This window comes from Flavobacterium sp. 120 (assembly GCF_003633605.1).
Classification (GTDB): domain Bacteria; phylum Bacteroidota; class Bacteroidia; order Flavobacteriales; family Flavobacteriaceae; genus Flavobacterium; species Flavobacterium algoritolerans.
Map to the genome: position 1 here is coordinate 3,606,959 of NZ_RBKZ01000001.1, position 21,901 is coordinate 3,628,859.

Annotated in this window: 20 protein-coding genes and 1 pseudogene; 11 read left to right on the forward strand and 10 right to left on the reverse strand. The window is 35.8% G+C overall.

The window, feature by feature from the left end:
- The first annotated feature begins 64 nt into the window (after positions 1-64).
- Together proC and C8C87_RS15480 are read left to right on the forward strand one after the other, a co-directional pair.
- Positions 65-841: a pyrroline-5-carboxylate reductase gene (proC, locus tag C8C87_RS15475; RefSeq protein ID WP_099713860.1), complete on the forward strand. Its 777-nt coding sequence runs from the start codon at positions 65-67 to the stop codon at positions 839-841.
- Between the two features lie 138 nt (positions 842-979).
- Positions 980-1,360: a Dabb family protein gene (locus C8C87_RS15480; protein WP_121343212.1), complete on the forward strand. Its 381-nt coding sequence runs from the start codon at positions 980-982 to the stop codon at positions 1,358-1,360.
- A gap of 136 nt (positions 1,361-1,496) precedes the next feature.
- Here C8C87_RS15480 and nhaA read toward each other — a convergent pair whose 3' ends face one another.
- A complete protein-coding gene (nhaA, locus tag C8C87_RS15485; protein ID WP_099716221.1) occupies positions 1,497-2,660 on the reverse strand; it encodes a Na+/H+ antiporter NhaA in 1,164 nt (387 codons plus the stop codon).
- Positions 2,661-2,804: 144 nt separating this feature from the next.
- On the opposite strand from nhaA, the pseudogene C8C87_RS15490 reads away from it, so the two are divergent.
- From C8C87_RS15490 to C8C87_RS15500, 4 genes and pseudogenes are all read left to right on the forward strand, one after another.
- A pseudogene (locus C8C87_RS15490) lies at positions 2,805-3,743 on the forward strand (2-hydroxyacid dehydrogenase); the annotation flags it as partial.
- 84 nt (positions 3,744-3,827) lie between these two features.
- On the forward strand, positions 3,828-4,154 hold the full coding sequence (locus tag C8C87_RS15990; protein ID WP_369869870.1) for a VOC family protein: 327 nt from the start codon (positions 3,828-3,830) through the stop codon (positions 4,152-4,154).
- A gap of 46 nt (positions 4,155-4,200) precedes the next feature.
- Positions 4,201-4,584 (forward strand): DUF4234 domain-containing protein, encoded by a 384-nt coding sequence (locus tag C8C87_RS15495; RefSeq protein ID WP_099713857.1) that lies wholly within the window; start codon positions 4,201-4,203, stop codon positions 4,582-4,584.
- Positions 4,559-5,023, forward strand: a complete 465-nt coding sequence (locus tag C8C87_RS15500; protein ID WP_121343213.1) for a DUF2752 domain-containing protein — start codon at positions 4,559-4,561, stop codon at positions 5,021-5,023. The genes C8C87_RS15495 and C8C87_RS15500 overlap by 26 nt, the downstream gene beginning before the upstream one ends.
- A 67-nt stretch (positions 5,024-5,090) precedes the next feature.
- Here the strand turns inward: C8C87_RS15500 and C8C87_RS15505 are convergent, their stop codons facing one another.
- A complete protein-coding gene (locus C8C87_RS15505; protein ID WP_099713855.1) occupies positions 5,091-6,893 on the reverse strand; it encodes a lysophospholipid acyltransferase family protein in 1,803 nt (600 codons plus the stop codon).
- A gap of 204 nt (positions 6,894-7,097) precedes the next feature.
- Here C8C87_RS15505 and C8C87_RS15515 point away from each other — a divergent pair, with 204 nt between their 5' ends.
- From C8C87_RS15515 to C8C87_RS15525, 3 genes are all read left to right on the forward strand, one after another.
- Positions 7,098-7,859 carry an exodeoxyribonuclease III gene (locus C8C87_RS15515; protein WP_121343215.1) on the forward strand — a complete coding sequence of 254 codons (762 nt, stop codon included), beginning with the start codon at positions 7,098-7,100 and terminating at the stop codon, positions 7,857-7,859.
- Between the two features lie 163 nt (positions 7,860-8,022).
- Positions 8,023-8,964, forward strand: a complete 942-nt coding sequence (locus tag C8C87_RS15520; protein WP_121343400.1) for an OmpA family protein — start codon at positions 8,023-8,025, stop codon at positions 8,962-8,964.
- Between the two features lie 366 nt (positions 8,965-9,330).
- Positions 9,331-10,368 carry an aldo/keto reductase gene (locus C8C87_RS15525; RefSeq protein ID WP_121343216.1) on the forward strand — a complete coding sequence of 346 codons (1,038 nt, stop codon included), beginning with the start codon at positions 9,331-9,333 and terminating at the stop codon, positions 10,366-10,368.
- A 50-nt stretch (positions 10,369-10,418) separates the two neighbouring features.
- Here the strand turns inward: C8C87_RS15525 and C8C87_RS15530 are convergent, their stop codons facing one another.
- The 8 genes from C8C87_RS15530 to panC all read right to left on the reverse strand — a co-directional run bounded on the left by C8C87_RS15530 (position 10,419) and on the right by panC (position 19,359).
- Entirely contained in the window at positions 10,419-12,386 is a 1,968-nt protein-coding gene (locus tag C8C87_RS15530) for a transglycosylase domain-containing protein (RefSeq protein ID WP_121343217.1), read from the reverse strand.
- Positions 12,387-12,585: 199 nt separating this feature from the next.
- On the reverse strand, positions 12,586-13,020 hold the full coding sequence (locus tag C8C87_RS15535) for a hypothetical protein (protein ID WP_091172364.1): 435 nt from the start codon (positions 13,018-13,020) through the stop codon (positions 12,586-12,588).
- A gap of 43 nt (positions 13,021-13,063) precedes the next feature.
- Positions 13,064-13,468, reverse strand: a complete 405-nt coding sequence (locus C8C87_RS15540) for a hypothetical protein (RefSeq protein ID WP_233550049.1) — start codon at positions 13,466-13,468, stop codon at positions 13,064-13,066.
- Positions 13,469-13,654: 186 nt separating this feature from the next.
- Positions 13,655-15,298: a carboxylesterase/lipase family protein gene (locus C8C87_RS15545; RefSeq protein WP_121343218.1), complete on the reverse strand. Its 1,644-nt coding sequence runs from the start codon at positions 15,296-15,298 to the stop codon at positions 13,655-13,657.
- A gap of 35 nt (positions 15,299-15,333) precedes the next feature.
- On the reverse strand, positions 15,334-16,695 hold the full coding sequence (radA, locus tag C8C87_RS15550) for a DNA repair protein RadA (protein ID WP_121343219.1): 1,362 nt from the start codon (positions 16,693-16,695) through the stop codon (positions 15,334-15,336).
- A complete protein-coding gene (locus tag C8C87_RS15555; protein ID WP_233550050.1) occupies positions 16,695-17,843 on the reverse strand; it encodes an alpha/beta hydrolase in 1,149 nt (382 codons plus the stop codon). Before C8C87_RS15555 ends, radA begins: the two co-directional genes overlap by 1 nt.
- A gap of 302 nt (positions 17,844-18,145) precedes the next feature.
- The gene (gene panD, locus C8C87_RS15560) at positions 18,146-18,496 is read right to left on the reverse strand and encodes an aspartate 1-decarboxylase (RefSeq protein WP_121343221.1); all 351 of its coding nucleotides are present in this window, start codon (positions 18,494-18,496) and stop codon (positions 18,146-18,148) included.
- Between the two features lie 14 nt (positions 18,497-18,510).
- A complete protein-coding gene (gene panC / locus C8C87_RS15565) occupies positions 18,511-19,359 on the reverse strand; it encodes a pantoate--beta-alanine ligase (protein ID WP_121343222.1) in 849 nt (282 codons plus the stop codon).
- 108 nt (positions 19,360-19,467) lie between these two features.
- Here panC and C8C87_RS15570 point away from each other — a divergent pair, with 108 nt between their 5' ends.
- Both C8C87_RS15570 and C8C87_RS15575 read left to right on the forward strand, forming a co-directional pair.
- Positions 19,468-20,274 carry a glycogen/starch synthase gene (locus C8C87_RS15570; RefSeq protein ID WP_121343223.1) on the forward strand — a complete coding sequence of 269 codons (807 nt, stop codon included), beginning with the start codon at positions 19,468-19,470 and terminating at the stop codon, positions 20,272-20,274.
- 20 nt (positions 20,275-20,294) lie between these two features.
- Positions 20,295-21,896: a DUF4270 domain-containing protein gene (locus C8C87_RS15575; protein ID WP_121343224.1), complete on the forward strand. Its 1,602-nt coding sequence runs from the start codon at positions 20,295-20,297 to the stop codon at positions 21,894-21,896.
- Positions 21,897-21,901 lie beyond the last annotated feature (5 nt).

The window sequence follows — 21,901 nt, forward strand, 5'->3', positions numbered from 1 at the left end:
ACGGCTTACTTTTCTTTGGAGAGTCCAGAAGCTTCGGGAGGGGAAAGGAAAAACCACAACTAGCATGAAAGTACACATTATTGGCGGCGGAAACTTAGGTGTTTCTATCGCATTAGGACTATCAAAATTTTCACCAGAGAACCAAGTAACCGTAACCAGAAGAAACACATCAAGCATTCTGTATCTTGAAAAATTGGGTGCTACGGTTTCTACGAATAATATCCATCAGATTCAGGAGGCCGATGTCATTATCTTGACCATAAAACCATATCAAGTGGATACCGTTTTAGCCGAAATCCTTCCAGTAATTTCGAATAAAATTATTGCGTCGGCAGTGAGTGGATTGTCCATAGAAAATTTACAAAACAAAATCGGTGCTGCTAATAGTGCCATCCGAATCATGCCCAATATTGCGGCACAGTTTGGTGCATCAGCAACTTGTATTGCGTTTCACGAAAAAGACAAAGAGAAAGCACAAGATGTAGTTTCTCTTTTTCAGAGTTTGGGAACTGCTCCTATTATTGACGAAAAATTAATGGATGCAGCAACTGTTCTTGCGGCCAGCGGAACTGCTTTTGCGTTGCGATACATTCGCGCATCGATGCAAGCCGGAATCGAAATAGGATTTGACTGGCAAACCGCATTAGCCATTTCGGCACAAACCGTAAAAGGTGCTGCCGAAATGCTGCTGGAAGAAAAAGTACACCCGGAACAATTAATTGACCGCGTAACTACACCACAAGGCTGTACCATAGCCGGATTGAACGAAATGGAAATGCACGGATTCAGTTCGTCCCTGATACGAGGAATCAAAACGTCCTTGAAACAAATTAAGGGGTAAGCCTCGAGTTCCGTAAAATCTTGATTATATAAGCTGCGCAAATGTCTCTGACTTTGCGCAATTTTTTTACTTAAGCTTCGCAAATATTGATATTTGTTTACACAATCAAATAAATACTATATTTGAAAAAAAACTACCATGAAAAAACTACTGCTTTTAACCCTTATTTTAATTTCAAGTTATACTGTAAATGCTCAACAAAATAAACAAAAACAAGTGCTTAGGCATGTGGTGATGTTTGGTTGGAAAGCCGGAACCGATGCGGCAGCAATTGACAAAGTGGTAACTGCTTTTGGGAATTTGGAACATAAAATCAAATTGATAAAAGCGTATGAATGGGGAATCAATAACAGTCCTGAAAACTTGAATAATGGTTTGACGCATTGTTTTACCTTAACATTCAACAGTGAAGCTGATAGAGATGCGTACTTGATTCATCCGGATCATAAAGCTTTTGTGGCTGTTTTGAGTCCGGCTCCAGAGAAAGTTACCGTAGTTGATTATTGGACTAATAAGTAAAGGACAGGGATAATAAATAAAACGGACTTAGCTTATAAATAGCCTAATTATAATCATAAGTTTCAATAAAAAGTGGTGTTTAGTTTTAAAACTAAACACCACTTTTTTTATTAGAGACATTAACTAATTCTATTGGTTAAATCTTCATTTTTTTTGCTCTAGCAGGGTTCAAACTAAATTTCAACCATAAAAAGCCAATGGTTCCCGCAATAAAGGAAGCAATCAAAATCGCAATTTTTGAATAAGTAATGACTTCTTCTCCGTCGTTTTTGAAAGCAAGTAAGGTTATAAAAATAGACATGGTAAAACCTATTCCGCCCAGCATTCCTGCACCTAGAATACTGCTCCACTTTAGGTCTTTAGGCAAACTGCAAATTCCTAAACTAACAGCCAGGAATGAAAATAACCAGATCCCCAATGGTTTTCCTACCACAAGACCCAGTATAATTCCAATTGTGTTGGGATGATTCAATCCCTCATGCCAATCTGAATTTATGGCAATACAAGTGTTGGCTACAGCAAACAAAGGAAGAATAAAAAAAGCCACTGGTTTGTGTAAAAAATGCTGTAATCGATACGAAGAAGTTTTCTTGCCTCCATCACCAAACGGAATTACAAAGGCCAATAATACTCCGGTTATCGTTGCGTGTACACCAGAATTTAACATAAAATACCACATGGCAGCACCACCAATCAAATAAGGAATGAGGCTGTGAACTTTTCTTCGGTTAAGGATAAATAGACCGCCCATAATGGCAAAAGCGATAAACAAATTCATAAAAGCAATAGTGTCCGTGTAAAATATTGCAATTACCATAATAGCACCTAAATCATCAATTACAGCAAGCGCAGTCAAGAATACTTTGAGTGATGTAGGAACGCGATTTCCTAAAAGTGACAGGATTCCAATAGCAAAAGCAATATCAGTCGCCATAGGAATTCCGGCTCCGTTTTGTGTGATGGTTCCAAAATTCAACAGTAAAAAGATTCCGGCTGGGACAACCATTCCGCCTAATGCGCCAAAAATAGGTAAAGCGGCATTTTTAATACTGGATAATTCTCCTTGGTACATTTCGCGTTCTAATTCTAAACCAATCAAAAGAAAAAAGATAGCCATTAAGCCGTCATTAATCCAATGTGTTATGGAATGACTTCCAATATTGGTTTCCCATAAAGCTATATATTCAGTTTGAATGGATGAATTGGCTAATAAAAGAGAGAGTATTGTTGCAAAAAGTAATAAGAGTCCACCGGCTTTTTCGCTTTCAAAAAAAGCGTTGAATGTTTTCGTTAATTTCATTTTTGTTTTTTCATTTATTATAAGCATGAGATTTATAATAAAAATTGAGAAAGCTAATTTACGATTTTATGAGCTAATTTCCTTCGATAAAACAATAAACCGTAATTTTTTTGTTAATTTGAAGTATCAAAAAATACTACTTTTATGGATATCAAAGTCCTTCATATCGATAGCAATAATTCCTTGCTTTGGGATCAATTGCAACAGTCCGGATTTATAAATCACAGCGATTTTACCTCGTCAAAAGAAGAAATTGAATCTAAAATTCAAGAATATCAGGGAATTGTCATTCGAAGCCGATTCAAAATTGACAAGGCTTTCTTGGACAAAGCCACTAATTTGCAATTCATTGCACGCGTTGGAGCCGGATTAGAAAGCATCGATTGCGATTATGCAGCATCCAAAAACATTACGCTTATTGCTGCTCCCGAAGGAAATCGAAATGCTGTTGCCGAACATACATTGGGGATGATATTGTCGCTTTTTAATAAGCTAAATGAAGCGGACAGAGAGATACGATCCGGACATTGGAACCGTGAAAGCAATCGTGGACATGAACTTGACGGAAAAACGGTGGGGATTATTGGTTACGGAAATATGGGAAAATCATTCGCCAAGAAACTCCGTGGTTTTGATGTCGAAGTGTTGTGTTATGACATTCAGGAAAATGTAGGCGATGTAAATGCAAAGCAGGTTTCATTGGAAGAATTCCAGCAAAAAGTAGATGTAGTGAGTTTGCATATTCCGTGGACTCCCGAAACAGATAAAATGGTTGACAGTGATTTTATCAATGGATTCGCCAAACCTTTTTGGATTATAAATACGTCTCGTGGCAAGAATATTGTCACTGCTGATTTGGTTGCGGCCATGCAATCCGGAAAAATTCTAGGAGCTGGTTTAGATGTTTTGGAATACGAGAAGTTGTCATTCGAAACGCTGTTTCAAGATAAAAATACTCCCGAAGCTTTCCAGTATTTGTTGAACGCCAAGAATGTGATTTTGAGTCCGCATATTGCCGGTTGGACATTCGAAAGCCATGAACGATTGGCGCAAGTCATAGTTGATAAAATAAAAGCAAAGTATTTTGGTCAAGCCAAAGATACGGAGCTGGAGAAACGCGTCACGGGAATCGGTGGTTTCTTTTTTAAATCAAAAAATCCCAAAGAACTGGTAGCTTGGTACGGAAAACACCTGGGTTTAAAAACGGATCAATATGGTTCCACTTTTTGGTGGAAAGATAAAGATGGGAATGATTGTTCTACCCAATGGTCGCCATTTGCAGATGATACCAATTATTTTGTACCAAGTGAGAAACAGTTCATGCAAAACTTTAGAGTGGATGATTTAGAAAAGTTATTACAAAAATTGTCAGAGGAGGGTGTAACAATTGTAGGTGATATGGAGTCTTATGAGTATGGAAAATTTGGATGGATTCTAGATGTCGAAGGGAATAAGATAGAACTTTGGGAACCAATCGATACAGCATTTCAATAAAATTTTTAATTTCAATATTTACTAACTTAAATTTAACCAAACCAAAATGGAAGAAATCGCACAAGAAACTTGGAACACTCCAAGGAAACCCATTCCAGTATTTAAAGTAGATCCAGTATTAGTATTAATTTTTGGGTTTTTAACCTGTGGATTGTATTTAATCTATTGGAATATTAAAGTTGCAGAAGTTTTTAATGCTGTTTCTGAGAGAGAAGTTATTTCACAACCCATTGCCATATTTGCGGGCTGTTGTTATCCTGTAAATATTTATTTCTTTTATTTAGCTGGCAGAGACGGACTTCCTGATGTATATCATAGATCTGGTTCAGCTCAAAAAGACGATACGGTTTTGCTGCTTATTTTAGGGCTTTTCTTTCCAATGATTGCCGCAATGATAGTTCAAAATGACATCAATAAATTATACAATTAATAGTAAAGATAAACGTAAAATTTACGGAATTATAGGCGCTGTTTTCACACTCATGGTTCCGTTTTTTTTAATGTTTTTTAATGATGATAATCATCTTGAGACCGATCAGTCTTTGTGTCCTTTCAAAATGATTACAGGCTTTCCATGCCCGGGTTGTGGAATTACAAAATCATTGGTTTATTTTTATCAGGGAGATTTTTACAAGAGCATAAGCTATCATATATTAGGTCCTTTTGTGATTGCATTTAGTATTGTTAGCATTGTTATACTGTCTATTGAATTAATTACTAAAAAAGAGTATTTTAATACTGTTATGTACAATAAAAGACTAGCCTATAGTTTGGGTATTTTTCTAGTTGGATATCATATCATAAGATTGATTTTCTTTATAAATAACAATTCTTTAGATTCTATTTTGAAAGAATCCATCTGGAGATAAACTAGAAATAAAAAATCCCGTCTTGTCTTTTTAGAACGAGACGGGATTTTTTTATATCTAATTGATATTAATCTTCTTTGTCATTTAATTTTCGTTCCAATTCTGCCTGAAACTCTTCCATTACGGGCTTCATGGTGCTTTCTGGAATATCTGCAATTCTGATGTACATTAATCCGTCAACGGCATTGTTAAACAACGGATCCACGTTAAAAGCAACCACTTTTGCATTTTGTTTGATGTATTTTTTAATCAAAACCGGCAAACGCAAACTTCCTGGCTCTAATTCATCAATGATTTTATCAAACTTGTTCAAATCAGATTCGGCTTCGTCAAATATGAAATCCTTATCGGCATCTTTCAGTTTTACTTTGTAAGCTTTCTTAGGGTGAACGTATTGTGCAATATAAGGATCGTAATAATTGGACTTCATGAATTCAATCATCAATGATTTTGAGAAATCAGAAAATTGATTGCTGATACTCACGCCACCAAGCAAATATTTATGTTCTGGAAAACGCAAAGTAGTGTGCATAATTCCTTTCCAAAGCAAGAAAAGGGGCATTGGTTTTTGTTGGTATTCTTTGATGATGAAAGCTCTGCCCATTTCGATAGACTTGTGCATCATATCATTTAATTCCGGTTCAAATCGGAATAAGTCGTTGAGATAGAAACCATTTATTCCGTATTTCGGATAAATTTCAGAACCTAAACCCATTCGATACGCACCAGCAATTTTATGGGCTTCATTATCCCATAAAAAAAGATGATGGTAATATTGGTCGTGCTTGTCTAAATCAATGGATTCGTTTGTTCCTTCTCCAACTTCGCGGAAAGTGATTTCTCGAAGACGGCCAATTTCGTGCAGAATATTTGGAATTTTAGCAGCTTCAGTAAAGAAAACTTCGTAGTTTTTGCTTTGTAAAAGACGACAATCCGTACTTCTTAAAGCATCTACTTCGGCAATCATTTTCTCACTATTGGCAGGAGTAACAATTTTCTTCGGACTTTTAGGAAGTTTCAAATTTGGAGGCGTCAGCAATTTACTTTCTTTCTCGAAAGGATTGGCGAGCATATAGGTTTTCTTTCTCAAAAACTCGGAATATTCCTCAATCGTTGCGTGTTCGTTTTGTTCACTTACCGAAATAGGTTTGCCAATACGTACTTTTATCACACGATGTTTTTGGCTAAACACTTCCGAAGGCAGTTTTGCCGTTCTAAAAGTGCCGCTTATTTTAGAAAGTAAATAAAATAATCGACTGTTTTTAGCGTGAAAATAAATGGGAACAACAGGAACTTGGGCTTTTCTAATGACTTTAATAGCACCTTCTTCCCAGGGTTTATCCACCATTAATTTTCCGTCTTTATACGTAGAAACTTCTCCCGCAGGAAACATTCCTAACGGCTTTCCATCGCTTAAATGACGTAAGGTTTCTTTGATTCCCACCACGCTTGACTTAGCATCCCTGTGATTTTCAAAGGGATTCACAGGCATGATGTATTTTTTGAGAGGGGCAATGCGATGCAAAAGAAAATTGGCGATAATTTTGAAATTAGGTTCTCTTTCAAGCATTAATTTCAATAATAAAACACCGTCAATTCCTCCTAGCGGATGATTTGAAATGGTGATATAAGCACCGTCTTTTGGTAAACGTTTTAAATCCTCTTCCGGAATTTCGAATTTTATTTGTAGATCATCTAATACCCCATTTAAAAACGCAACGTCTTTTAAATGTTTATTTCTGTCGTATACTTTGTTTAAGGTAGAGATTTTTAGCACCTTCATTAGCATCCAGCCAGAAAAAGTCCCCAGAACTCCGTACTTGTCTGCATTTATTGCTTTTGCAACTTCTTTCGCGGTTACTAAACCCATGTATTTTTTTGTTTTTTTAGAGCAAGAAACAAAGATAGCAAAAAACTCCATTTTCTCTATTTTTCTGAATCAAACTTCTAGTTTTTTGTTACATTTGAAACCCACATCTAAACAATATAATTTTTTCCGAGAAAATAAAAAGTGGGTTCCTGACAACCGCAGGCAAAAAATAGTTTTTCGGAAGAAATTCAAATTTTTTTTAAAATGAGAATTATTTCATACAACGTAAACGGAATCAGAGCCGCCATTTCAAAAGGATTTATCGACTGGTTGCAACACGCAAATCCCGATGTTATTTGTCTTCAGGAAATTAAGGCTACCGAAGACCAAATCCCAGTCGAAGATATTGCAAAAGCGGGTTATCCCTACCAATATTACTATTCAGCAACCAAAAAAGGATATAGTGGCGTAGCTATACTTTCTAAAATCAAGCCTAATAATGTCGTTCACGGAACCGGAATTCACCACATGGATTTCGAAGGAAGAAACCTTCGCGCTGATTTTGATGGATTTTCAGTGATGAGTTTGTACTTGCCATCAGGGACAAATATCGATCGATTGGACCATAAATTCATGTTCATGGATGATTTTCAAACCTACATCAACGAACTTAAAAAAGAAACGCCAAACCTAATTATCTGCGGGGATTATAACATTTGTCACGAGGCAATTGACATTCACGATCCAATCCGAAACAAAAATGTTTCCGGATTTTTGCCGCAAGAAAGAGCTTGGCTCGATGGATTTATGAAGTCCGGATTTGTGGATAGTTTTCGTCATTTCAACAGTGAACCGCATCAATATTCGTGGTGGAGTTACCGCGCCGGAGCCAGAGGAAACAACAAAGGTTGGCGTATCGATTACAATTTAGTAAGCGATTCTTTAAAACATAAATTAAAAAGAGCCGTTATTTTATCAGATGCCGTGCATTCGGATCATTGCCCTATTCTGGTAGAAATCGAGTAATCTGGAGCTATTTCCCGTCTCGTCCTAAAGAAGAGATTACAATCTTGTTGTTTTTAAAGAAAAAACAACAAGGATTTTCACTTTTATCGAGGCTAGGGCATTCGAATACAATTTGAATTTTTGCTTTCAAAACAACATTAGAAACAACATAAATACAAACAAAATGATTAAAAGAGTTTCCATCGGATTATTAGTATTGGCGCTTTCAACCTCCTGTGTATCCAAGAAAATATACAACGACTTAGAAAGTAAGTTCACCGATTTAAAAAAAGAAAACAGAAGTTTAGCAGATGAAAATGCCGATTTGCTAAAAGCTAAAAACCAATTAGAATTAGACCGTGACGGCTTAAAAACTGATTTGAGTAAATCCAAAGCCGAACTGGATAAATTGAAAGCAGATTACGCAGCAGCTCAAAATAAATTCAAAGTTCTGCAGGATTCATACGCTGCTTTAGAAAAAAACAGCGGAGATGCTTTGCAAAGCAACATGAAGAAAAACCGTGATTTACTGGATCAATTAGACGAGAAAGGAAATGCATTGGCATTAGAACAAGAGCGATTGAGCAAAAGCGCACAACGTTTGCAAGAATTAGAAGATTTGATTGCTGCCAAAGAAGCGAGCATGAAAAAACTAAAAGAAACCTTGTCTAAAGCCTTGAACAGTTTTGAAGGAAAAGGGTTGACAGTAGAACAAAAAAACGGAAAAGTGTACGTTTCTATGGAGAACAAACTACTTTTCAATTCGGGAAGTTGGGCGGTAGGTTCCGAAGGGAAAAAAGCAGTAATTGAAGTTGGAAAAGTTTTGGGTGACAACCCAGATATCTCAGTACTCATCGAAGGTCATACGGATGATGATGCTTTTACGGCTTCAGGACCAATTGCGGATAACTGGGATTTATCAACCAAAAGAGCGACAGCAATAGTTGCTATTTTAAGCGAAAACAAGAAAATCAACAAACAAAATCTGACGGCTGCCGGAAGAGGAGAATTCTCTCCATTAGCAAGCAATTCAACTGCAGATGGAAAAGCTAAAAACCGTAGAATCGAAATCATTCTAACGCCAAGATTAGACGAAATCGCCGAAATGTTGAATGAGATAAATTAAGGTTCAAAGTGTCAAAGACAGAAAGGTTCAGAGTTTTTTACTTTGAGCCTTTTTTGTTTTCTACGAGACGTATTGTAAAGCGTCTAGTGTTTTTAAGTTTCACCATTAAGAAATTAAGAAAATTAAGTTTTGATCCTTAATGAAACTTAATTTCTTAATGGTTAAAAAAAGAACCTTTTCTTATTCGCAAATCTGCTAATTTCATCTTTCGATGGAAGGTTTCGATTGGCGAATTAGCGGTTTTATTTTTTTAAATATCCCGTTTAGTTATAAATAAACGTTTCTCAATTTTCTGTTAACTGTAAATTTAAACCACAAACTAATTTTATCTTTGTTTTCGAAAAATAAAATACAATTTCCTTAAAAATGAAATACACTACTTTACCAAATACTGATATAAAAGTCAGCAAAATTTGCCTTGGAACCATGACTTTTGGGCAACAAAATACGGAAGCTGATGGTCATGCTCAAATGGATTATGCTTTAGAAAACGGAGTCAATTTCTTTGACACTGCCGAAATGTATTCGGTTCCAGCGCGTCAGGAAACTTATGGAAGTACAGAAAAAATTATTGGAACTTGGTTCAAAAAATCAGGAAAAAGAGAAGAAATAGTCTTGGCTTCTAAAATTGCCGGACCCAGTCCTAATTTTGGCTACATGAGAGAGAAATTAGATTTCTCACCAGCCAGTATCAAGTTTGCATTGGATAATAGTTTACAACGCTTACAAACGGATTATATTGATGTTTATCAATTACATTGGCCGGAACGCAAAACCAATTATTTTGGACAACGCGGTTTCAAAGTTCAGGATGATGCTTGGGAAGATAACATTCACAATGTATTGGAAACATTAGACGGTTTTGTCAAAGAAGGAAAAATTAAACACATCGGACTTTCAAATGAAAATCCTTGGGGAATCATGCGTTTTCTGGAGGAAAGCAAATACAACAATTTGCCAAGAGTAAAAACGATTCAAAATCCATATTCGTTATTGAACAGACTTTTTGAAAACGGTTCTGCCGAAGTTTGCCTTAGAGAAAATGTGGGTTTATTGGCGTATTCGCCGATGGCTTTTGGGGTTTTGTCCGGTAAATTCCTTACTGGTGAAGCGCATCCAAATGCAAGAATCAAGTTGTTTCCACAGTATTCCAGATACAACAGCACACAATGTACTGAAGCTACAAGATTGTATCAGGAAATCGCCAAGAAAAACGGACTGACTTTAACGGAATTGTCTTTGGCATTTATAGAACAACAGCCGTTTGTAACCAGCACGATTATTGGCGCGACAACATTGGAACAATTAAAAGAAAATATTGATACGATTCAAGTGTCACTTTCGGATGAAATTCTAAAAGCAATTGATGAAGTGCAAGCCGTGATTCCTGATCCGGCACCGTAAAGTAATAAACCCTATCAGAGTTCTAAACTCTGATAGGGTTATTTTAAGAATTAAAGATCAAATTCCTCATCAACGGATAACGAATCCACTTTTATTTGCGTTGAATCTTGTACTTTGAATTTGATAAAAGATCGTGCAGGTCCTGAAATTAGTATGGGTAAGGATTTGTAAATAGTGTCTTCTGGAGTCAAAAGTCCTCTTCGAAACATGATATTCGTTAGAAAAGATTCTTGTTTTACTGCAAAATCTTTCAACATCCCTTGATCGTTGAACTGGTACATGAATTTCTTGGGACTTGGAATAATTCGGGCGAGATACAAGCATTCGTTCAGCGATAATTCCGAAGGTGTTTTTTGGAAATAAAACTGACTTGCTTCACCAATTCCATATACATTTGGACCCCATTCGATAATATTAAAATATACTTCGAGCATGCGTTCCTTGCTCACAATTCGGTTGTTTTCCAGAATGTAAACCAATAAAATTTCCTCCAGTTTGCGGGATACGGTTTTCTCTCGACTCAGAAAAGCATTCTTTACTAATTGCATACTGATCGTGCTGGCGCCACGGGAGAATTTTTTGGTTCTTATGTTTTTGACGATGGATTGTTTGAAAGCTTCGCTGATAAAACCACGATGCGAAAAGAAAGAAGGATCTTCTGTAGTTAAAACGGACTTTCTTAAATACGGTGAAATTTGGTCTAATGGCGTATAATTTGGATTGGCAGAACCAACCAAAATCGGACGTTGCAACACATTTTTTATAAGTGCGCGATACACAAATTCTCCATTGAGTTTGTTGAGATTCGCTTCGCCGTATTTTGTAATTTTCAGATTTTCTTTCTTCAATTTACTGTCAAAAACCAGTTGATTCGGTTTGTTTTGGTTGAAGGCAAAATCCAATTTGTAATCAAAATTACCGCTTGCTTCCATTCCTTGAAAGTGGGTGAATAAACCGTCAGGTAGCGAGGTGATAAAGTCCTGCGCTTTCATTTTTGGGATAGTAACCTTGAGTTTGTAAATCGTATCTTTTTCCGTTTCGTAAGCTACGTAAGGATGAAATTTTATCTTGTTCAACTGAACTGTTGAGCTGCTGTCAATCGAAATAAAATCAGAACCCAATAAGAATCGATAATCAAATTTTGCATTCTTAAGAATAACATCTTTGCTGGCAATTTTCGGGTGGTTGAGTTTTAAATTGGCAATAGCCATAAAGCCATCAATATGCAATTCGTCGCCATCTCTATCTATGTTTTGAATATTCAATCGAATAGAGTCAAAGCTTGATTTCAGGTTGAAACGCTCGTCTAAATAGGGCATTTGGATGGCACCAGTATCAATATTGACGAAACGGATATCGGCTTTTTTATTTCTTGGATCAGCAAACCCTTTGATTCTCCACCGTTGTGAAATGGTATTGGTTTGAACTTGAATGGATGTTTCTAGTTGTTTGTTGACCAATCGCAGTTTTTGGAAATTAATGGTTGCTTTTTTTCCGTTATCATTGAGTCGAAAAGACAGATTGTCCAGAATCATATCCGTAGGGACTAAATTCAGTGCTTTTGAGATTATTCTGTAGGCAAACTGTGCGTAATCTCTTTTCTCGTCGCTTATTTCTGTTTGATTGTCTTTTTTTAGAAAAGCATCAAAATTCCTCAGTTTTCCTTTTTTTACTAACTGGACAAAACCGTTCTGGACTTCTAAAGTTCCAAGCTGAACATCTCCCGTTATGAGATGCCATAAATTGACGCTGGTTTTTAGTTTTTGGATTTTAAAAAGCGTGTCTCTGTTTTTTGGAACCAGTATTATTTCGGTAAGATTCAAACCCGATAATCCGTCAAAAGAAGCTTTTTTTATCGTAAAAGAGCTGTTGTAATCCACTTCCATTTCATTGGAAACTTTTGCTATTGTTTGTTGTAAAACGGCATCTCGAAAGATATAAAAAGCAATAATTAAAGTGACAAATAATACAAAAAATATTTTTGCTGCTAGAATTAATTTTTGTTTTCCGGTTTTCATAAACAGTTTAATAAGTAATACAATCTAAAATACAATGCGTTTGGAATCTCGGCCATAAAGAAAAGGAAAATAATACTAAGGGAAAGATTTTTATGGTTTTCTTTAGAATATTGATTGGGGAAAATGATTTTTTAAATAAAAAAACTACAACCATAAAGCGTTGTAGTTTTTAAATTATTGCGTAGCAGCTAAATTTGCTTTAGGGTTTAGGTTCTTTATATTCAAAAGGGTTATAAAAGCGTCTTACTTTTTCCACAATCTGGTTTAAGGTCATTTTATCAGCTGTTTCTACGGCTTTTAGTTTTCCGGGTTCAATTAAATGATCCGTCATTAATTTTTGTTCCAGTTTAGTTTTGGTTTGTGCGGGACCAAAAACAATAAGTTCATCCGATTTTTTGACATAAGACAGCACTGATTTTATAAAATAATCCAGCTCTTGTTTTTTTCGGTCGTCAAATTTTTTGTCGCTATTGCCATGATGAACTCCTGAGAAAGTTCCTTTATTACCTTCGTCATTATGATGTACGCTGTTTTCAACCTCAGAATCTATTTCGGTAATTTTTTCTGTATCACCATCAAGAGCAACAATTATTGCTTTTGAGGAGTCTATCCAAATGCCAGTTTGTCTTTTCATGTCTTTGATATTTTAAATTAAAATAGATTGTTTTTTGCTGTTTTTATTGCAACAGAATCGCGCTTAGTTGACTTATTAGAACGTGTTCTGATTTGTTTTTTCCTGAAAATGAAGAAGCTATAGCGTTGGCAGTTTTTAGAATTAAGGCGTTAATTTCCGGAGTGAACAAATGTGGGTGTTCTGCTCTGAAAATTTTAAAGTCAGGCATCACTTGTTCAAATTCCCATTCATTGGCGACAAGCCAGTCAAAAACAATTTCGATTTCATAAGCGGTATCATCCCCAAATTCATTAAAACTATTTTCCAGCGGAAGCCATTCGGTCTTTATAATTTGTTTCAGTTTGTTGATTTCTTCTGTACAAATGGTTTTGTCTACGGCCGCAATAGAATAGAACACTTTGCCTAAGTGTTCGTATAAATGAGTCATAGTTTGGTGAGAAGGTTTCATTTTTGTTTTCGTAAAGTATTGTTAAACATAAAGTTACGAAAAATAATGAATTCCTTTGCTGCTTTTTCTTTTTAATTGAAATAAACGTGAAATAAACAAAAATATAATTATTTGATTTTCAGTTTTTAACAAAAAAAAGAGGAAGCCTTTTTTAGTGACTTCCTCTTTTTTGCAGCGGCAGAAAAATTATTTTTTCGAGTATTCTTTGTCTAAAAATAAGTAACGGGCGTCGTTCTCTGCTCGTACTGATTTTGAGGCTAAATCGATAATCATGATTTCGGGTTTTTCTTCATTTTTTGACATTGGCCAAACCGGAAGCTTATCACCATTTGGATTTCCAGTTTTAATAAAGTTGGCAAAATAATTCAGCATCGTTTCTGAAACTGCATAATCAGATTCTGTCCAGGCATAGTCTTTATTTCCGGCTAAATTACCCATTGCATATTCGATTTCGGCAGAGTGTACTGCTCCTTTTGGTATTGGTGCTTTTGGAGTGTTTGAATTCTTTTTGATGACACCGCCAGCAAGGCCAGCTTCAAGACTATTGTCTCGCATTTCTGGTCTGGGATGTGTATAATAATAGCGATATACGGGTTGTGTGCTGTTTTTTCGATGCAAATCAAACCATTTCCAGGTGCTGTAGGCGATAAAACGGTCACCCGATAAATCGGTGGCAGATTGCTCTGTTACTTCCAGAGTTCCTGTTGGATATAATTTCAATACTTCATCGGCTTTTTTGCCATACAATTCTTTTACTTTTTGAATATAGGTTTCATTACTGATGTCTTTTCCGGCTGTCAATGCTCTGTAAGTCATTTCTTCGGAGTTCCATCCTAATAATAAAGGAATCATAGCTTGTTGTTTGGCTTCAAAAGTTTCAGGTAGTGTTTTGGTTAAAAAATAACCGTCAATGGTAGTTTTAAAAACGCCTAAACTGCTTCCTAAGGATTTTTGGTAAAGTTCTAACGTAGACATCTCCCGAAGATTTTTTAAGGAAGTTGCTCCGATTTTTTGGGCATATTCAAGGCCTGTTTTTTCGGCTTCGGCCAAAGGAACCGGTGCTAATGTTGGGAATATTGAACCACCGCTTTCGCCAATAGCTCCTGCAATAATTCCTTTTGATAAAGGAGAAGCCATTTGTGCACTTACGGCAATAGAACCCGCTGATTCTCCTGCAATAGTTACGCGTTTTGGGTCACCTCCGAATTTTGAAATATTGGCTTGTACCCATTTTAAAGCGGCATTTTGATCTAATAATCCGTAGTTTCCAGATGCACGATTCGGTGATTCTTTGGTCAGTTCCGGATGGGAGAAAAATCCCCAAATCCCTAATCTATAATTTACGGTTAAGGTTACTATTCCTTTTTTTGCCATATTCTCACCATCATAACGACTTTCTGAGCCATCGCCTGCAGCAAAACCACCACCATAGAAATACACTAAAACTGGTAATTTTTCACTGGCAGATTTAGCAGGAGACCAAACATTCAGGTACAAACAATCTTCGCTCATGCCATCACTTCTAAAACCCATATCGCCAAAAACATTAGATTGAATGGCTCGTGGTCCAAATTTTTTGGTTTGTTTTACTCCAGTCCAATTGGTTAAAGGTTGAGGTGCTTTCCATCGTAAATCACCTACTGGTGGTTGTGCAAACGGAATTCCTTTGAAACTTTGAATGTTTGTCTTTATGTCAAATTCTCCTTCAATAGTTCCGTTAGCAATAGTGAGTTGAACGGGGAAAGCATTTTGATTTTCGGCTTGTTGCGCTTCCGAAAAGAAAGGAATGAGCAACAGCAGTATTCCGATACAGTTTGTTTTTAGATTCATAGTGTATTATTTTATTTGTTTTTTTGACATTATATTTATCCAAATAGTTCACTCGCCACATCTTCAATTTTGGCTACCAATCGTATTTTGATTCCGGTATTTTTCAATGCAATTTTATTGTATTTGGATACGAAAATGGTCGAAAAACCTAATTTCTCCGCTTCCTGAATGCGTTGGTCCACGCGGTTTACAGGACGTATTTCGCCTGAAAGTCCCACTTCGCCGGCAAAGCAAAAATCTTTATTGACTGCAATATCTTCATTCGAGGATAAAATGGCGGCTACAACAGCCAAATCTATCGCCGGATCATCTACTGAAATTCCTCCCGTCACGTTCAGGAAAACATCTTTGGCGCCAAGCCTGAAACCGGCTCTTTTTTCTAAAACGGCCAGAATCATATTGAGTCTTTTCGCATTATAACCTGTCGTGCTGCGTTGCGGTGTTCCGTAAACTGCGGTGCTTACCAAGGCTTGGATTTCAATCATCAACGGTCGCATGCCTTCTAATGTTGACGCAATTGCAGTTCCGGATAATTCTTCATCTTTATGCGAAATCAATATTTCGGATGGATTCGAAACTTCTCGTAATCCATTACCTAACATTTCATAAATACCAATTTCGGCAGTAGATCCGAAACGGTTTTTTAAAGAACGTAAAATGCGGTATACGTGGTTTCTGTCGCCTTCAAATTGTAAAACCGTATCGACCATGTGTTCCAGGATTTTTGGTCCTGCAATGTTTCCGTCTTTGGTGATATGACCAATCAGAATCACGGGAATATTGGTTTCTTTGGCAAACTTGATCAACTCGGCGGTGGTTTCTCTAATTTGAGAAATACTGCCGGGAGTGGATTCAATATAATCCGTATGCAAAGTTTGAATGGAATCGATAATCACGATTTCCGGTTCAATGGCTTCAATTTGCTTGAAGATATTTTGGGTTTTGGTTTCGGTAAGAATATAGCAATTGTCTCCGCTTGGCGTGATTCTTTCGGCACGCATCTTTATTTGTTTCTGACTTTCTTCGCCCGAAACATATAAGGTTTTATACGGTAATTTCAAGGAAATTTGAAGTAAAAGCGTGCTTTTTCCAATGCCGGGTTCACCACCCAAAAGAATCAAAGAACCAGGAACGATTCCGCCACCCAATACGCGATTAAGTTCGGCGTCTGTAGTGTCCATTCGGATTTCCTGAGCCGAATCAATTTCGTCTATTCGTAACGGTTTCGGTGCTTTACTGCTGGTAGTAGTTTCGCTTTTCCAAGCTGTTTTTTCCTGTTTTTGGATAATTTCTTCCGCAATGGTATTCCATTCTTTACAAGAATTGCATTGTCCTTGCCATTTTGCATATTGTGCGCCACAGTTTTGGCAAAAAAAAGTTGTTTTTACTTTCGACATTATTTTTTTGGTGTTTGGCTTGTCATGTCATCGTATTTTTCCATCATCATGTTTTTTGTAAGGTCGCCAATTTCCTCTAATTGGGAAGCACTTTGATAGCGTTTTGCCGCTTTCTTAGGGTCGCCCATTTTTTCATACATTAAACCCAATTCATAATCGGCAAGCATTGATTTTGGATAATTTTTATTGGCAATTTCAGCTAATTTATCCAATTCAGGATACGCTTTGTTTTTTAGAATTGCCGCTTCAATGGCTTTGAAATCGTTTACACGAATTGGTATTTTTAAACCTAAACTTTTGGACAAAGCAGCATATTTATTGGTCAAATAATCAACATAACCGGATTGCAACACAGCAATTTTTTCGCTGTATTCAGTAGATGAAATAGGCTTGTAAGCGTCAAAAAATTGGTATAAGGCATTTGGAATCGAGTATAGTACAAGCGAATAGTGTGATGCGCCTTTAAAATTATCGAACTTGTAATTTAATTCAGGATTAGCAACCTGTTTTATGTTCTCGTCCAGTTTTTTTATAGACTCTTGAATTTTTTTTATATCGCCATCTCCATTGGATTGATAATAAAAAATAGGTTGTTTTATATTTGAAAGTTTTTCTGGAATGATATTTTCCATTTCAGGAGCCAGTTCCGGGCTTAATGAAATATATCCATTGAATATAGGATTGTCTTTATACAGGAAAAAGTTTAAAAATCCCGCCGTAGTGTCGTGTCCTGCAATGATTCGGAATGGCGCAACTGGGTATTTTTTTTCGATATAGGGAAGTAACTCGGCGCCAATAAACTCAAAGAATTTTGCGCCTTTTCCAGAAGGAACTCCATCTGCTTCATCATAAGTGCTGTCGTCAAAGCGTTCGTTATTTTTGTTTTGGCTTATGCCAACGACAATCATTTCGGGTAAATCATCCCAATAAGCACCGTAATTCAAAGCGCCATAAAATGGGTCAAATAAGTAATCGCCATCGAGTAAAATAAGTATAGGATACTTTTTATTTGGGTTTTTTTCGAAAGAAGGCGGAAGTCCAATTGTGATTTCACGGCTTTCGCCCAAAGCGTTTGAATCGAATGGTATGGTGGTTTTTTGTGAAAATGCTGTAATAGAGAAGAATAAGAATAGTAGTAGTTGTTTCATAATGTGGAGCGTTTAGAAATTAAAGTACACCTAAATAAGACAGCAATATAATACTTTATTTACTTTTATTTTAAAAACAAGAAAAGTTAAGGCGCCAGAATTGCACTTGCTTTTTAGAACAATAAATAGGATTTAGGGAGTTGAAAAATGCGCTAAACAAAAAACAACTGAATATCTGATTTTGAGTTAAGTAAATCAGATATTCAGTGTCTTGTGGAATTAAATACTTTTACTTTGAGTGATAAAATAAGTAATTTATCTTTTTCAAAAAGTATATCAGTACGTATTTGTTCTTTGAAGAATTAGGTCAAAGAATTGTCATTTTCGTTAGGGAAAATAATCCAAGGTTTGAAGGCTTTTGCTTCTTCAAATTCTAGGATTGCATACGAAATAATGATAATAATATCATCTCTTTGTACTTTTCTGGCTGCTGGACCATTTAAGGTTATGATGCCTGAGTTTTTTTCGCCTTTGATGGCGTAGGTGTCAAAGCGTTCGCCATTGTTGATATTTACGATGAATACTCTTTCTCCTTCAATGATATTGGAGGCTTCCAGTAAAGCTTCATCTATGGTAATGCTACCGATATAATTTAAATCGGCGCCAGTTACTTTTACTCGGTGTATTTTTGATTTTACGACTTGAATTTGCATGCTACAAAAGTAAATTAATTTAATGAAATGGTGTCAATCAATCGAATATTATTGACAAGTACCGCAATGAACGCACGGTATTTTTTATTTTTATTTTTTCGGGTACAAGGTAAAAGTGTTGCTTCATCGGCAATTACGAAATATTCCAATGTGAAGCGCGTGTTCTTGTTGAATGATTTTTGAACCCATTCTGAAATAGCTGTGGTGCTATTAGTCGCAAATTTTTCTTTTACTGCGGTTAGTGTTTTATAAATAATAGCCGCTTCGTCTCTTTCTTGCGCTGATAAACGTTCGTTTCTGGAACTCATCGCAAGATTGTTGGATTCTCTGTATATAGGACAGCCAATTACGTTTACTTGTAAGTGGTTTTTGGCGACCATTTTTTTGACAATTTGTAATTGTTGAAAATCTTTTTCACCAAAATACGCGTTTGTTGGTTCTATTATTTCAAACAGACGTTTTACAATCGTGCCTACGCCATTAAAATGTCCAGGTCTGAATTTGCCTTCCATTTGGTTTTCTAATCCATCAAAATCGAAAGATTGAGAAAGAGGTTTCCCATCATAAATGTCTTCAACAGATGGTGCGTATAGAATTATATTTGGATTTAAAGCCGTAAGTTTTTTTACGTCTTCTTCCAATGTTCGGGGGTATTTTGCTAAATCTTCGGGATTGTTAAATTGTGTTGGATTTACAAAAATACTTACGACAGTATTTTCATTCTCCAGCAATGATTTTTGCATTAATGCCAAATGACCTTGATGTAAAGCGCCCATGGTAGGAACAAATCCAATAGTGGATTGGACGGTTTTTATTGATTTCAAATAGTCGATTAAAGATGCTTTTCCGTAGAAAATATGCATGGCAGTATTATTAAAATTAAATGCAAACTTACTATTTTAGTTAATAACTGCATAAAATTTTGTAATTTTGCGTGGTTTTTATTGCCAATAAATTAAGTAAATTACAATATGAAAGATAAGAGGATATTATATGTATCATCTGAAGTGGTGCCTTATCTCGCTGAAAATGAGGTCTCTTTAATGTCTTACGACGTGCCGAAAATGATTAATGATCAAGGTGGACAGATAAGAATTTTTATGCCAAGGTATGGAAATATTAACGAGAGAAGACATCAATTGCACGAAGTAATTAGACTTTCGGGGATGAATTTGGTAGTGAACGACTTGGATATGCCCTTGATTATAAAAGTGGCTTCCATACCAAAAGAAAGAATACAAGTTTACTTTATTGATAATGATGAGTATTTCAAAAGGAAAGCCACATTTGCTGATGAAGAAGGTGTGATGTATCCTGATAATGACGAACGTGCCATTTTCTTTGCAAAAGGAGTTGTTGAAACGGTAAAAAAACTCAATTGGGTTCCTGATATTATTCACGTTCACGGATGGATGGCTGCTATGTTACCCATTTATATGAAGCATTTTTACAAAAATGAAGCATTGTTTTCAGAGACAAAGATTGTTACTTCGGTTTACAGTCAGTCTTTTGACGGTACTTTAGATGTAGAGATGATTAATAAAGTGAAATTTGACGGTGTTCCTGATGATGCGATTTCGGATCTGGAAGTTCCAGACTACGAAAATATTATTAAGGCTACTATTAAGCATTCCGATGCTGTGATTATTGCATCAGAAAACCTGTCTCCAAGTTTAACAAAATATATAGAATCTTCAGGAAAACCTTTTTTACCTTTCGCACCGAAAGATGCATTCGCGGAAGCGTATACTAATTTCTATAGAAACGAGGTTCTTTAAATTAAACTTTTTTATTAAATATGTACAATAATTCTTTTTTTAAGAAAATTCTGGTAGTTGCGAGTGTTGTTTTTTTATATTCCTGTGATAAAGATTATAATGAAATTGGAGGTGATTTAATTGGTGAAAACAATTTTGATCTCAAAAAAGAAACGTACAATGTTTTAGCTTACAATCAAAAAACGGGTCCTATACAGTCGAATGATCTTGTAGTAAATCCTTTGGGAATTTATAATAATCCAAATTTTGGTGAAACAACGGCCAATTTTGGTACGCAATTGACTTTGCCAGCAACCATAACAACGATTAGTACAAGACCGTATATTGAAAGTGTAGTTTTGACAATCCCATATTATTATGATGCGACCAAAACAGTTACAAAAACTGATGGTAGTCATGAATATGTACTAGATTCTATATATGGACCTGACAAGGCCGAGATGAAACTAAGTATTTATGAGTCTGGTTATTATATGAGAGATGCAGATCCTATTGGTGGATTTTTACAGCCTCAAAAATATTTTACAAATCAAAATGCAGAATTTGATAATGTTAAAATACCGAATCGTTTAAATGATGATTCCAGTTTGGCTCAAAACGATAAGTTTTTCTTTGACCCAGCGGAACATGTTGTGACTACGACAGATTCAATTACAAAAGTAGTTACAACTACAAGAACTCCTCCGGGAATGCAATTGAATTTGAATAAAGCTTTTTTCAAAGCAAAAATAATTGATGCTGTTGCAGCTGGAAAATTGGCAACAAATGATGTTTTCAAAGAGTACTTCAGAGGACTTTATTTTAAAATGGAAAAATCAGGAAGTAGTGCCGGAAATTTAGCAATGTTGAACTTTAAGGCGGGAAAAATTACTTTAAAATACAATGAAGATTTGTCAACAACAACTGCTGGTGTGACTACAATTACACGAGTTAAAAAAACCATAGTTCTTGATATGACCGGTAATTCAGTGAGTTTGTTGAATACAGATTTTGCAGGTAGCGGACTTGCTTATAATGCTTTGCCAAATACTGGAAATACAACTGAAGGGGATGATAAATTGTATCTAAAAGGTGGTGAAGGATCTGTAGCGGTGATAAGTCTTTTTAATACTCCGGGTGAGTTAGATGCTATTAGAAATAGTGGATGGTTGATTAATGAAGCTAATTTGGTTTTTCATATTGACGCTGCAACTATGGCTAATAATTATGAGCCACAAAGAATCTATCTATATGATTTTAATAATAACCGACCTATTGTTGATTATTATGCAGATGCAACAACAAATAGTGTTGATGTTAAAAAATCAAAAGCCATTTTTGATGGTAATATAAATAGAAATGCTACAAGTAAAAGAGGAGTTACGTATAAAATTAGGGTTACAAATCAAATAAGGAATCTTGTTAAATATAAAGATTCAACTAATGTTAAATTAGGATTGGTAGTTACAGAAGATATTGGTACAATAGCTTCTCATAAGTTGAGAACTCCAAATGCTTTTATTTCTGGAGCGCCAAAAGCATCTGTAATGAATCCTTTAGGAACTATTTTATTTGGAGGTAAATCCACGGTTCCTGATGATAAGAGATTGAAGCTTGAAATTTATTATACAAAACCTAATTAAAAAAT